We start from the raw sequence: 13,454 nt of genomic DNA on the forward strand, positions 1-13,454 counted from the left end.
TTATACTTTGTCTTTAAGGAATTTGCCAATCTCAGATTTTTTATTTTTTACAATATCTTCAGGTGTTCCAGATGCTACTAAATAGCCTCCGGTTTCTCCTCCTTTAGGACCTAGATCTATAATGTAATCGGCACATTTAATAAGTTCCAAATTGTGCTCTACAACAATAATAGAGTGTCCTTTTTCAATTAAAGCATTAAAAGATTTTAGAAGTTTTTGTATATCATGAAAATGTAGGCCAGTAGTAGGTTCGTCAAATATAAAAAGTGCCTTGTCTTTATTATTGCCTTTGCCTAAAAAGGTGGCAAGTTTAATACGTTGTGCTTCTCCGCCAGATAAGGTTGACGAGCTTTGTCCTAAAGTAACATAGCCTAAACCAACATCTTGCAAAGGTTGTAGTTTGTTCTTGATTTTTGTTTGTGCATGCGCCTCAAAAAAAGTAATGGCATCATCTATTGTTAGGTTTAAAACATCGTCTATGCTTTTGTTTCCAAAGGTAACTTCTAGTACTTCTTTTTTAAAGCGTTTACCTTTGCAGGTTTCGCATTCTAAATGTACATCAGCCATAAATTGCATTTCAATAGTTACTTCACCTTCTCCTTTGCAAGTCTCACAGCGACCGCCATCTACGTTAAAAGAAAAATGCTTTGCTTGGTAGTTTCTTATGGTGCTTAATTTTTGCTTAGAAAACAAAGACCTAATATCGTCATAGGCTTTTATGTAAGTAACAGGGTTGGATCTAGACGAGCGTCCAATTGGGTTTTGATCTACAAATTCTATGGTCTTTATATTGCTGTAATTACCATCTAATTTGGTGAACTGTCCGGGTTTGTTTCCAAAATCGGTTAATTTTTTCTGTAATGCAGGGTGTAGTATTTTCTTTACTAGGGTGCTTTTTCCACTTCCAGAAACTCCGGTTATAACGGTTAGCATGCCTAACGGAAATGTAACATCTATATTTTTTAGATTATTTTCTCTAGCTCCAATTATGTCTACGTGGTATTTAGAAGTGCGTCTTTTTGTAGGGACTTCTATTTTTAGAGTTTCGTTTAAGTATTGTGCTGTTAACGAGTTTGATGCTAAAATAGATTTATAGTCTCCATTAGCAACTACATTGCCACCGTAAGTACCTGCTTCTGGACCTATATCTATAATACCGTCTGCAGCTTTCATAATATCTTCGTCGTGCTCTACAACAATAACTGTATTGCCTAGATCTCTTAGAGATTTTAAAACTAAAATTAAACGCTCTGTATCTTTTGGGTGTAAGCCAATACTTGGCTCGTCAAGTATATACATAGAGCCAACTAAACTACTACCTAAAGATGTTGCAAGGTTTATACGTTGGCTTTCGCCTCCAGAAAGTGTGTTCGATTTTCTGTTTAATGTAAGATAATCTAAGCCAACATTGGCTAAGAACTCTAGGCGATTGTTTATTTCCTTTAACAGGCGGTTTGCAATAGTGGTATCGTGGTCGTTAAGCTCAAGTTGTTTAAAGAAATTAGTAAGTTTGTCTAATGGCATTTCTACCAGATCTGTAATAGTCGACCCGTTAATTTTCACATAGTTTGCTTCTTTTCTTAATCGTTTACCGTTACAGGTTTTGCATTTTGTTTTTCCGCGGTAACGCGACAGCATAACTCTGTTTTGTATTTTGTATGCTTTAGCTTCAAGTTCTGCAAAAAATGAGGTTAAGCCTTCAAAATATTGATTACCATCCCATATTAGTTGTTTTTGCTCAGCACTTAGTTCAAAATAAGGCTTGTGAATAGGGAAATCAAATTTATGTGAATTATTTACCAATTGGTCTTTATACCAGCTCATGCTTTCTCCTTTCCAGGGAAAAATAGCATTTTCGTATATAGATAAGCCAGAGTTAGGGATAACTAAATCTTCATCAATACCTATAATATCTCCGTAGCCTTCGCATTTTGGGCAAGCACCATAAGGATTGTTAAAGCTAAAAAGATGAACATTAGGCTCTAAGAAGTTAATATTGTCTAATTCAAATTTATTACTAAAAGGTCTTTGTTTGTTGTTGCTTAAAGTTTCTATTAAGCATTTTCCTTTGCCTTCAAAAAAAGCAGTTTGTACAGCGTCAGCGAGTCTATTAAAAAAATCTTCTTCTTTTTTTATAATAATTCGATCTACCACCAATAAAATGCTGTCTTTGGCTTTAATGTTAGTGGCTTCGTCAATTCTAACAACATCATTATTTATTTTAATTCTAGCGTAACCTTGTTGTTGTAAAGCGCTTAGTTTGTCTTTAATAGAGCGTCCTTCTTCAAGTAGAATAGGAGCTAGAAGTAGTAGTTTTTCTCTTTCGTCAAATGTTTTTAAGTAATTTAAAACATCTGTAACCGTATCTTTTTTTACTTCTAAATTAGAAACAGGTGAGTAGGTGCGTCCAATTCTAGCAAATAAAAGCTTTAGGTAGTCGTAAATCTCTGTTGTTGTTCCAACAGTAGATCTTGGGTTTGTAGAGTTTACCTTTTGCTCTATAGCAATAGCAGGAGCAATACCTTTTATGTAATCTACTTTTGGTTTATTAAGTCTGCCTAAGAATTGTCGTGCATAACTAGATAGGCTTTCTACATAGCGTCTTTGTCCTTCTGCATAAAGCGTGTCAAAAGCTAAGCTAGATTTTCCAGAGCCAGACAAGCCAGTTATAACAACAAGTTTATTTCTTGGTATTACTACGTCAATATTTTTTAAATTATGAAGTTTAGCACCTTTTATAATGATGTTTTTTTTCGGGTTAACGTTGACAATGTTACTAATCATAAGCTTTGTAAGGAAATGAGTTTGCAAAGATACTATTTTGTTACTCAAAAATTAAAACATATACTTTTATTGAGGGGTAAGCTTAGTTAAAAAAATATTTACTAGTGCTTTTTGTCTTAAATTATATGATTAATATTGAAAAAAAATATGTTTTTTTTGTTTTTTAGGAACGATTGTTGTTATATTTGAAACTCTTAACCTCTTAAAAATCAAATTGCCTATAGCATAATATTACTTTTAAACTATTAACAACCCCAAGACATTGAATCTCTATTCGGTGTTATAAAAGTAATTATTATGAAACAGAACCTTACCTTAGACGCAACCTTGGTATCTAGTTATATTAAAGGAGACGAAAGTGCTTTAGAAGTTTTAATATCTAGGCATAAGCAAAAAATTTACAGTTTTATTTATTCTAAAGTTTATGACAAAGATGTTGCTGAAGATATTTTTCAAGATACGTTTATTAAGGTGATTAAAACCTTAAAAAGAGGTAAGTATAATGAAGAAGGTAAGTTTTTACCTTGGGTTATGCGTATAGCACATAATTTGGTTATTGACTTTTTTAGAAAAAACAGTAGAATGCCTAAATTTGATAATACTGGCGAGTTTAGTATATTTTCTGTTTTAAGTGATTCGAGTTTAAATGCAGAAAAGCAAATTATTAAAGAGCAAGTAGAGACTGATGTTAGACGCTTGGTTGATGAGTTGCCAGAAGACCAAAAAGAAGTATTGTTAATGCGTATTTATAATGATATGAGTTTTAAAGAAATATCTGAAAGAACAGGGGTTAGTATAAATACAGCGTTAGGAAGGATGCGATACGCTTTAATTAATCTTAGAAAAATAATAGATAAGCATAATATTGTTTTAACCAATTAGTACAATAAAGTAAATTTTGCTGCGTTAACATATAACCTTAACATAAAATGCAAGACATGGCAAAACTTTACCCTAACAAATTTATTAAAGAATCTAATGATCTAAAACCGAAAGAAGAAACGGTTCATTTTCTTTTAAATTACTCCAAAGCTTTAAGCGTTACAAAATATAAAAATATGGAGTTTGAATCGCTTTTAAACTAGTATCAAAAAAAGCATGATTATTTAAATAATCATGCTTTTTTTGATTTATAATATTCATTTAAAACTGTTTTTCGTCCAATAGTTTTAGTAATAATATCTTTTTCAATATCCCAGCCTCTGGCAGGCGAGTATTCGCGACCATACCATATAATTTGTAAATGTAAATCGTTCCATAATTCTTTAGGGAATAATCGTTTTGCGTCTTTTTCTGTTTGAATCACATTTTTGCCATTGGTTAAGTTCCATCTATACATCAAGCGGTGTATATGTGTATCTACAGGAAAAGCAGGAATACCAAATGCTTGCGATAAAACAACAGCTGCAGTTTTGTGGCCAACAGCAGGAAGAGCCTCTAGGGCTTCGTACGTTTTTGGGACTTTTCCTTGGTGCTTGTCAATAAGAATTTGAGATAGCCCATGTATTCCTTTACTTTTCATTGGCGACAAACCTACAGGTTTTATAATTTCTCTTATCTCTTCTACAGATAATTTAATCATGTCATATGGGTTATCGGCTCTTTCAAAAAGCAAAGGTGTAATTTTATTTACACGTACGTCTGTGCTTTGTGCAGACATTAAAACAGCTATTAAAAGGGTGTAAGGGTCTTTATGGTCTAAAGGGATTGGAATTTCTGGATATAATTCGTTTAACTTATTTATAACAAAAGTTACACTATCTTGTTTGTTCATTAATTGTATTTTAGCAAAAACAAAGTTAATAAATATGAATACATTGCAAGTAGGAGATAAGGCTCCAAATTTTAAAGCTTTAGATGAAGCAGGTAATACTGTTCAATTATCTGATTTTGCAGGAAAAAAACTAGTTGTTTTCTTTTATCCTAAGGCTAGCACGCCTGGTTGTACAAACGAAGCCTGTAATTTAAGAGATAATTACGAGGTTTTAAAAGAAAAAGGCTATGCGCTTATTGGTGTTAGTGCAGATTCTGCCAAAAGGCAATCTAACTTTAAAAATAAATATGAATTCCCTTTTCCATTATTAGCAGACGAAGATAAGGCAGTAATTAACGCTTTTGGTGTTTGGGGAGAGAAGAAGTTTATGGGGCGCACTTACGACGGTATCCATAGAAAAACATTTGTAGTAAATGAAGAAGGTGTTGTAGAGCGCGTTATAGATAAGGTAAAAACTAAAGATCATGCTGCGCAGATTTTAGAATAAAAAAAGAAAGTCCATACTTTTTAAACAGTATGGACTTTTTTTTATGTAAATAAAAGGGTTTATTTTTTTGTTCTTTTCTTTATAGAGATAGAACCTAGGGGTTTTCTAGAGTATCCAAATAGGCGATAATCTTTAATTAAATCTGCGGTTCCTTCAGGAAGTTTATCTTCCCATCCGCGTTCTCCGTTATCAATCATTTGAAGAATTTCTCTAGAGAAAACGCTCATTATACTCGTGTCGTAATCTTCAATATCTATAACTTTTCCATTGTATTTAAAGAATTTATATAATTCTTTCATTCTAGGATAGACTTTAAGGTTTTCGCTAGTTAAAAGCTCACCTGTTTCTGGATCTATCATTGGGTATAGGTATACTTTTAAATCTTTAAAGAATAGTTTACCAAAAGCTTCAAGAATACCTCCGCTTAAATGGCGGTAATATTTTTCATCAAATATATCAACCATGTTATTTACACCCATCGCTAATCCCATTCTTGCTTTGGTAAAATTAGAGAAGTATTCTACAACTTTGTAATATTCTTGAAAGTTAGAAATCATAACGGTTTGTCCAAGAGAACAGAGTAAATCGGCTCTATCCATAAAATCTTGTTCGTCAATTTCTCCTTCTGCTCTTAGGTTAGACAGGGTAATTTCGAAAACTACAACGGTTTTTTTCTCGTCTACCTTGTTTTCTTTAACAAACATTTCGTACGATTTTTTATACATCGCCATATTTACCTTTGTTACGGGTCTAAAGCTACCTCTTAAAGCTAATATGTTTTTCTTGTAAAAAATTCTAGCAGGTAAAATATTAGTACCATCTGGGCCAAAAACAACAGCGTCTGTCATGTTATTTTTTACCAGTTGTAAACTCATTAATCTGTTGTCAATATCTTTAAATACAGGGCCAGAAAAGTTAATGGTGTCAATTTCTAATTGGTCTTTATCTAAATGGTCGTATAAGTATTTAAGTAAGCTCTTTGGTTTGTTATATTTGTAAAAAGCTCCGTATATAAGGTTTGTACCTAAAACACCTAAGGTTTCTTGTTGTAGTCTAGCGTCGGTTTCTTTAAATCTTAGGTGTAAAATAATTTCGTTATACTCTTGTCCTGCTTCTACCTGGTACTTAATGCCAACCCAGCCATGACCTTTAAATTGTTTAGCAAAATCTATAGTAGCAACAGTATTAGCGTAGGTAAAAAATATTTTATCAGGATGCTCGTCTCTTGTAATGCGCTTTTCCATCAAATTCATTTCATGCGAAAGCATTTTACGTAGTCGCGCTTCTGTAACATATCTTCCGTCGTCTTCTACGCCATATATAGCATCACTAAAGCTTTTGTCGTAAGCAGACATTGCTTTTGCGATTGTGCCAGATGCACCTCCAGCTCTAAAAAAATGACGACAAGTTTCTTGTCCTGCTCCAATTTCGGCAAAAGAACCGTAAATATTTTCGTTTAAATTTATACGAAGTGCTTTGGACTTTAATGACGGAACGTCATCAAATTCTTTATCTCCTTTGATGGTTATTTCCATAAAAAATAGGTTTAGTGTCTAGGTGTGTAAAGGTATTAAATAAGTGAAGTGTAACAAATAAAAAAATAAGCTATTTTTGTATTAAAATAAAGGGTTTTGAAAATAACATTTCTTGGTACTGGTACATCTCAAGGCATTCCTGTAATAGGTAGTACACATCCTGTTTGTTTAAGTGAAGACGAAAAAGACAAGCGATTAAGGGTGTCGGTTTTAATAGAGTGGGGTAATTTTAGTTATGTAATAGATTGTGGTCCAGATTTTAGGCAGCAAATGTTACGAGCAAATTGTACTAAGGTTGATGGTATTTTGTTTACTCACGAGCATTCGGATCATGTTCTTGGCTTAGATGATATTAGGCCTTTTTATTTTAAACAAGGGGCTATTTCAATTTTTGCACACAAACGAGTTTTGAAATCGTTAAAAAAGCGTTTTGATTATATTTTTAAAAAAAAGAATAAATATCCTGGTGCTCCGTCGGTTTCTATTAATAAAGTAAAAAATAAACCTTTTGAAATAGGAGGTGTACAAGTTGTGCCTGTTAGTGGTTTGCATTTTAAGTTGCAGGTGTTTGGGTATCGATTTAATGATTTTGCTTATTTAACCGATATGAAAACAGTTGAAGATAAAGAAATTGATAAGATTAAAAACGTAAAAGTTCTTGTTGTTAATGCATTGCGCGAAGCGCCTCATTATTCTCATTTTAATTTAGAAGAAGCGCTTAGTTTTATAAAAAAAGTAAACCCAGAGAAGGCTTATTTAACGCATGTTAGTCATTTACTTGGTTTTCATGAAGAAGTTCAGAAAAAGTTACCAAAAAATGTATTTCTAGCTTTCGATAATTTACAAATCACTATTTAAAAATTTAAGAGATGAAACAGAAAATATTTATGTACTTGTTTATTTTTTCAATGCTATTAGTGTTGTTTCAGTATGTTAGTGCTAAAAGAATATTTGAAGATCAAGATATTAAACTAACTAATTACAGAGCTAAATTAAAAACCTTTAAAGACTCTATAGTTGCTTTAAATGATGATATGGTTAATCAGTCTCATTTTAATTTGAATAGAAATGAAGATGCTATTTCTTATTTTGAAAAAGAAGGTTTAGATGTAGCTACTTTAATTCCTTTTATAAAAGATGAGCTGTATAGGCTTAACGAGGTAAAAGGGCAGCATCCAATAGTGCCCTATGCGTCGGGAGAAGGTAGACGTATGATGATAAATACTGTTAAAATTTTAAATCATAAATGGATTATTGCAGATTTTTCTGATGGCGAATATTGGGGAGAGGTGTTTTTAACTTACGAAGTTACAAAGCAAAGGCAGTTAAGCTTTAATTTAGTGGAATCTTTCCTTTATCCTTTTAACTAGGTTTTATTTGCTTTTGTAAGCAATGCCTTTTTGTTTTTTTGTTTCGCCTACGTACGAGTATTCGTAGGTGTAAGACGAATCTGTGGTGGTTAATATTTTTAAATGAATATCCTTGTGGTCTGCCATGCTTTTAGGGTTAATGGTTTTAAAAATAACTTCGCAATCATTTATCCATCTCAAGCTGGAGGAGTCTACTTTATTGTTGTAGATTTCAATTTGCAGGGTTTTGCTTCTTTTAAATGTAGATTTATATAGTACATCATCAATGGTAACTTCGCTATAAAAGACACCTGTTTTAAAATCTTTACAGTCTCTTGCTTTTTCGTAGCAGTTAGTAAATAATAAAACCGATAAGCAAATAAGAAAAACTCTCATAAAATTGTTTTTGTGCAAAACTAATTAAATAGTTGCATTAATTCTCGAAATTTTTAAAACTACCATCAGAATAAAATATAACAATGCGTTCTATAGTTTTGTCTTCTTCTTTTTTTGTGTTTTCTAAAGCTCTTGCAATTTCTTTTTGAGGAGGAGTTGGTTGCTCCATTTTTTTTAAGGGGGTAGAGTGGGTTTCTGTTTTTGGAAAATGTCCTTTTCCGTTTAATAACCAATACAATTCTACTTCAGGAAAAGAGGATAGTACTTTTAAAACAAACTCTAAACTTGGTTTGTTTCTTCCCGATAAAATATGAGATATACTAGAGCGTTGTACGTTTATTTTTTCGGCAAAAGAAGACGCAGATTCTCCGTAATACTCTATTACTTTTTTTAATCTTTTAGCAAAATCGGCATTGTTTATCATTGTAAACTAAATAGGGTTTCAAATGGTTTTACAAATGTAACAATAATACTTAATACGGGCTACATGTCAACTGTTAAAATTCATTTATGTTGATTTTTTACTTCATGTAATGTATTTTAATTATCTGAAAATAAAGTATTTGCATGTTTATCTATTTGTATTACCACATCTAAAAGTTTATCTTGCGTATAGCGCAGTTAATTTTAAATATTTTTGTTTACAAAAATAAACAATCAGTTTCAAAATCATGTTTACATTTGTAAAATTGTAATTGTTTACATTTGTATCATAAAATAATTCAATGGAAATTAAAGAGATTCAATCGCAGTTTAAAGTATGTAAAGAAACTAGTCTTTATCACAGATATATTACCAACACACACATAGAACCTTTGCTGGAAAAGTTGAGTTCTAAAATGGAAATAAAAGTTATTGGCACGTCTGTTTTAAATCAACCCATTCATTCTATTAAAATAGGACAAGGCGATAAAAAAGTTTTAATGTGGTCGCAAATGCATGGCAACGAATCGACAACCACAAAAGCTATTTTCGATTTATTAAACACTTTAACAGCTAATAAAACAGCCTCTAAATCTATATTAGAGCATTGTACCTTATATATCATACCTATTTTAAATCCAGATGGAGCTAAGGCTTATACTAGAATTAATGCAAATAAAGTCGATTTAAATAGAGATGCTCAAGCTTTATCACAGCCAGAAAGTAAAGTGTTAAGAGCTGTTTTTAATGAGTTTAAGCCTCATTTTTGTTTAAATCTGCATGGGCAACGTACTATTTTTAGTGCTGGCGAAACAAATAATATAGCAACGGTATCATTTTTATCTCCAGCTCAAGATAAAGCTTGTACTATAACTGCTAATAGAAAGGTGGCTATGGAGGTTATAGCAGAGATGAATAGTACGCTTCAGTATGTTATACCTAACCAGGTAGGGGTATACGATGATGCTTTTAATATAAACTGCGTAGGAGACACGTTTCAAAGTGAAAATGTACCTACAATTTTGTTTGAAGCTGGGCATTTTAAAGACGATTATGGGCGCGAAGTAACTAGAGAGTATATATACATGTCTTTATGGTCTGCTTTAAAATATATAGCCAATAATGATGTTTCTGGAGCTAAATATGAGCCATATTTAAATATTCCTGAAAACGGAAAGTGTTTTTTAGATGTTATTATACGTAATGCTAGTATAAAAGGAAAAATTACCGATGTAGGCTTTCTGTTTAAAGAAACATTAATTAACAACAAAATAGAATTTATACCTAAAGTAGAACGCTTAGGTAATCTAAATAACTTATTTGGGCATAAAGAAATTGATGCTAAAAAGGAGTCGGTGTTATGTGGAGATGGATTGGAATTGGAAATAGGCAGCGAAAACGTTTGCGTAAGTATTAATAATGCGAAAATCGCACTTTTTCAAAATAAATCGCATGAATAATGCAGATTTATTAAATAAAATGTATTAATTTTGATTTATACTTAGGAATAATTAATTATGGGGAAAATTAAATTAGACGAAATCGATCATCAAATTCTTGATATGTTAATCGATAACACAAGAATACCTTTTACAGATATTGCAAAAAAACTTTTAATATCGGCAGGAACAGTACACGTTCGTGTAAAAAAAATGGAAGAATCTGGAATTATTAGAGGTTCATCATTAACTTTAGACTACAAAAAATTAGGATATTCATTTATAGCATACGTTGGTGTGTATTTAAATAATACCTCTCAAACTAAATTTGTATTGGAGCGTGTAAACGAAATACCATTTGTTACTGTAGCGCACATTACAACAGGTAAGTTTAATATCTTCTGTAAAATTAGAGCAAGAAGTACAGAACACGCTAAAGAAGTTATCTTCAAGTTAGACGATATTGAAGGTGTGTATAGAACAGAAACAATGATATCTCTTGAAGAAAGTATAAATGACAAAAAACGTTTAATGCATTCTATTTTTAACGAGATGTAATGTAAAAACAGTATATTTTACAAGTAAAAAACCGCTTTTTAGCGGTTTTTTTGTTTTTTAAACAGTGCTAAATACATTTTATGGTTATTTTAAGTATTTCAAAGAATAATTTTGATATATAATATTGCATAATAGATATTTACTACCAATAAGAATTATGTTAATCATATCCCTAATATACATAGTTTTATTTTTTTAGTATAAAAAATAGACTTTTTATTAAACTAAATTAAAGCGCAAAAGAACAGTTTGAATTAATTTTAAAGAATATTAAATGGTTATTTTAGGTTTAAATTATTACTTCCATGATTCTACAGCTTGCCTAGTTAAAGACGGAATACTTGTAGCTGCAATAGAAGAAGAAAGATTAAATAGAGATAAGCACACAAGAAATTTTCCTATGCTAGCAATAGATAGGTGTTTAAAAATAGCAGGTTTATCTTATAAAGATATAGATCATATTGCAGTTTCCATTAAACCAACACATAACATAGGTAAAAAAATAGGTCATAGTTTAAAAAATTTAAAAACAATAAAACCATTTATTAATCATGAGTTAGTTCACGGTTATAACAAACAAAAAAGTTTTTGGAATTGGTTTGGTTACCATTGGGATAGTAAAGAAGAAGGACCAGAGGTACACTTTATACAACATCATCTTAGTCATGCAGCAGGTTCTTTTTTTGTATCTCCCTATAAGGAGGCTGCGCTTTTAGGCATAGACGGGTCTGGTGAATGGGCTACAACATGGTTAGGTCATGGTAAAGATAATAATGTAGAGTGCATAGGTCAAAGTTATTTTCCACATTCTTTAGGGTCTTTTTACGAGGCTGTAACCCAATTTTGTGGCTTTAGAACCACTTATGATGAAGGGAAAACAATGGGGCTTGCTCCAATGGGAGATCCAGAAGTATTTCTTGAAGAAGTTGAAAAAATTGTTACAGTAACAGACGACGGACAATTATCTTTTGATTTAAGTTATTTTAATTATCAGAATATGAGCTGGAAAAGGTGCTCAGATAAATTTTTTAAAATTTTTGGAGAACCTAGACAAAAAAATGAAGACTTTAAAAAACATCATATGGATGTTGCTGCTGCTTTTCAGCGTGTTTTAGAAAATAAGGCTTTAGAAATATGTGATATTTTACACAAAAAAACAAATGCAAAATACTTGGTAATCTCTGGAGGAGTTGCTTTAAACAGTGTAATGAATGGGCGAATAGTAAGAGAAAGCCCGTTTGAAGATGTTTATGTTATGCCAGCAGCAGGAGATAACGGTACTGCTATAGGTGCAGCTTATTACCTATATAATGGTATTTTTAAAAAAGAGCGAAACTTTGTGCATTCAAATCCCTATGTAGGAACAGAATATACAAACGATGATATAGAAAAAGTACTTAAAGGTGCAAAATTAAAATATGAAACCTTTGACGATATTTGTGAGGTTGCTGCAGGACTTTTGGAAGAAGGAAATATTATAGGATGGTTTCAATATGCCATGGAAATAGGACCAAGGGCCTTGGGAAGCAGAAGTATTTTAGCTAATCCAGCATTTCCACAAATGAAGGATAAGATAAATTCTGAAGTAAAATTTAGAGAAGCTTACAGACCATTTGCTCCTTCAACTATTCTAGAGGCTAAAAATGACTTTTTCGATTTAGAAGTAGAAGCTCCTTTTATGTTAAAAGTGTGTAACGTACTTAAAGAAAAACAAGATATTATACCAGCAGTAACCCACGTAGATGGTAGTGCTAGACTGCAAACTGTAACTAAAGAATCGCATGCCCTTTATTATGATTTAATTAAAAAACTAGGAGAAAAAACAGGAGTGCCTGTTGTTCTTAATACGAGTTTTAATATTCAAGGAGAACCAGTAGTAGAGTCTCCTCAGGATGCTATTCGATGCTTCTTCTCTACAGGGTTAGACTACCTAGTTATTGGTAACTTTTTACTTAGAAAATAATAAACTCATAAAATACATTTATAATAATGAATAGTTTTTCTAAGGAATTTGAAGAAGAAGTTTTCAAGGGTTGGTCTCAAAGTCCAATATACTTAACAAAGGCAGAGCGATATATCTTTACTAAATACTTAAACAATCAAAGCAAGACTTTAGAAGCAGGAACAGGAGGAGGACGAATTTCTTTTTCATTAGAAGAGGACTTAGAGTTTACTAATATTGTTGCTTTCGATTTGGTAGCAAAGCTAATAGAGCATTGTAAATCTACAGGACTCAAGAGAAAATCTAAAATTGAATTTTCACAAGCCGATGTTTCTAATTTAGAAGTCTATAAATCAGAGCAATTTAAAAATATTTTATACACAGGTCAGGTTTTATGTATGGTTCCAGAAAAGGTTTTAGATGAAGCTGTTACCGAAGCATATAAATTAGGGCAAAACGACAGCACCTTTATATTTAGCTTTATGGACTGGGATTCTAGATGGTATAATTCCATTCTAAGTATATTAATTAATTCTTCAAGATTAGTAAAGTTTCAAAAAATACAGAAATATTATCTTCCAGAAGTAAATGATACCAACGGTATTAATAAAAATTTTTTTAATAAAAAGGGGTACAGTATACTGTGGGCTAAAAAAAATAAGGTTAAAAAGAAGTTGATAGACAAAGGCTTTAAAATAGAAGCTTTTCACAGTGAAAAGGAATTTAGTAAAAAAGGAAAAGTAATGTTTTTTGTTTGTAAAAAGTAA

At 31.6% G+C, this 13,454-nt stretch carries 14 protein-coding genes; 9 read left to right on the top strand and 5 right to left on the bottom strand.

Annotation, left to right across the window (positions count from 1 at the left end; genetic code table 11):
- Nucleotides 1-2,784, bottom strand: coding sequence for an excinuclease ABC subunit UvrA (uvrA, locus tag ABD715_RS02665; RefSeq protein ID WP_344786522.1), 2,784 nt, complete (start codon nucleotides 2,782-2,784; stop codon nucleotides 1-3).
- A 297-nt stretch (nucleotides 2,785-3,081) separates the two neighbouring features.
- On the opposite strand from uvrA, the gene ABD715_RS02670 reads away from it, so the two are divergent.
- Nucleotides 3,082-3,666 carry an RNA polymerase sigma factor gene (locus tag ABD715_RS02670; protein ID WP_344786523.1) on the top strand — a complete coding sequence of 195 codons (585 nt, stop codon included), beginning with the start codon at nucleotides 3,082-3,084 and terminating at the stop codon, nucleotides 3,664-3,666.
- Nucleotides 3,667-3,722: 56 nt separating this feature from the next.
- Entirely contained in the window at nucleotides 3,723-3,869 is a 147-nt protein-coding gene (locus ABD715_RS02675) for a hypothetical protein (protein WP_344786524.1), read from the top strand.
- A 29-nt stretch (nucleotides 3,870-3,898) separates the two neighbouring features.
- Here ABD715_RS02675 and ABD715_RS02680 read toward each other — a convergent pair whose 3' ends face one another.
- The gene (locus tag ABD715_RS02680; protein ID WP_344786525.1) at nucleotides 3,899-4,558 is read right to left on the bottom strand and encodes an endonuclease III domain-containing protein; all 660 of its coding nucleotides are present in this window, start codon (nucleotides 4,556-4,558) and stop codon (nucleotides 3,899-3,901) included.
- A 34-nt stretch (nucleotides 4,559-4,592) separates the two neighbouring features.
- Here ABD715_RS02680 and bcp point away from each other — a divergent pair, with 34 nt between their 5' ends.
- A complete protein-coding gene (gene bcp, locus ABD715_RS02685) occupies nucleotides 4,593-5,045 on the top strand; it encodes a thioredoxin-dependent thiol peroxidase (RefSeq protein ID WP_344786526.1) in 453 nt (150 codons plus the stop codon).
- Between the two features lie 59 nt (nucleotides 5,046-5,104).
- Here the strand turns inward: bcp and ABD715_RS02690 are convergent, their stop codons facing one another.
- Nucleotides 5,105-6,580 carry a TonB-dependent receptor gene (locus ABD715_RS02690; protein ID WP_344786527.1) on the bottom strand — a complete coding sequence of 492 codons (1,476 nt, stop codon included), beginning with the start codon at nucleotides 6,578-6,580 and terminating at the stop codon, nucleotides 5,105-5,107.
- 96 nt (nucleotides 6,581-6,676) lie between these two features.
- Here ABD715_RS02690 and ABD715_RS02695 point away from each other — a divergent pair, with 96 nt between their 5' ends.
- Both ABD715_RS02695 and ABD715_RS02700 read left to right on the top strand, forming a co-directional pair.
- Nucleotides 6,677-7,438 (top strand): MBL fold metallo-hydrolase, encoded by a 762-nt coding sequence (locus ABD715_RS02695; RefSeq protein WP_344786528.1) that lies wholly within the window; start codon nucleotides 6,677-6,679, stop codon nucleotides 7,436-7,438.
- 11 nt (nucleotides 7,439-7,449) lie between these two features.
- Nucleotides 7,450-7,950 carry a hydrolase gene (locus ABD715_RS02700; RefSeq protein WP_344786529.1) on the top strand — a complete coding sequence of 167 codons (501 nt, stop codon included), beginning with the start codon at nucleotides 7,450-7,452 and terminating at the stop codon, nucleotides 7,948-7,950.
- 3 nt (nucleotides 7,951-7,953) lie between these two features.
- Here ABD715_RS02700 and ABD715_RS02705 read toward each other — a convergent pair whose 3' ends face one another.
- Nucleotides 7,954-8,325 carry a DNA topoisomerase IV gene (locus ABD715_RS02705; RefSeq protein ID WP_344786530.1) on the bottom strand — a complete coding sequence of 124 codons (372 nt, stop codon included), beginning with the start codon at nucleotides 8,323-8,325 and terminating at the stop codon, nucleotides 7,954-7,956.
- A 37-nt stretch (nucleotides 8,326-8,362) separates the two neighbouring features.
- On the bottom strand, nucleotides 8,363-8,749 hold the full coding sequence (locus ABD715_RS02710; protein WP_344786531.1) for a helix-turn-helix domain-containing protein: 387 nt from the start codon (nucleotides 8,747-8,749) through the stop codon (nucleotides 8,363-8,365).
- 301 nt (nucleotides 8,750-9,050) lie between these two features.
- On the opposite strand from ABD715_RS02710, the gene ABD715_RS02715 reads away from it, so the two are divergent.
- From ABD715_RS02715 to ABD715_RS02730, 4 genes are all read left to right on the top strand, one after another.
- Nucleotides 9,051-10,208: a M14 family zinc carboxypeptidase gene (locus ABD715_RS02715; RefSeq protein ID WP_344786532.1), complete on the top strand. Its 1,158-nt coding sequence runs from the start codon at nucleotides 9,051-9,053 to the stop codon at nucleotides 10,206-10,208.
- A 57-nt stretch (nucleotides 10,209-10,265) separates the two neighbouring features.
- Nucleotides 10,266-10,745: an Lrp/AsnC family transcriptional regulator gene (locus tag ABD715_RS02720; protein ID WP_344786533.1), complete on the top strand. Its 480-nt coding sequence runs from the start codon at nucleotides 10,266-10,268 to the stop codon at nucleotides 10,743-10,745.
- Nucleotides 10,746-11,019: 274 nt separating this feature from the next.
- Nucleotides 11,020-12,708 carry a carbamoyltransferase family protein gene (locus ABD715_RS02725; RefSeq protein WP_344786534.1) on the top strand — a complete coding sequence of 563 codons (1,689 nt, stop codon included), beginning with the start codon at nucleotides 11,020-11,022 and terminating at the stop codon, nucleotides 12,706-12,708.
- A gap of 26 nt (nucleotides 12,709-12,734) precedes the next feature.
- Entirely contained in the window at nucleotides 12,735-13,454 is a 720-nt protein-coding gene (locus ABD715_RS02730) for a class I SAM-dependent methyltransferase (protein WP_344786535.1), read from the top strand.

This window comes from Postechiella marina (assembly GCF_039538365.1).
In the GTDB taxonomy this organism is placed as follows: Bacteria; Bacteroidota; Bacteroidia; order Flavobacteriales; family Flavobacteriaceae; genus Postechiella; species Postechiella marina.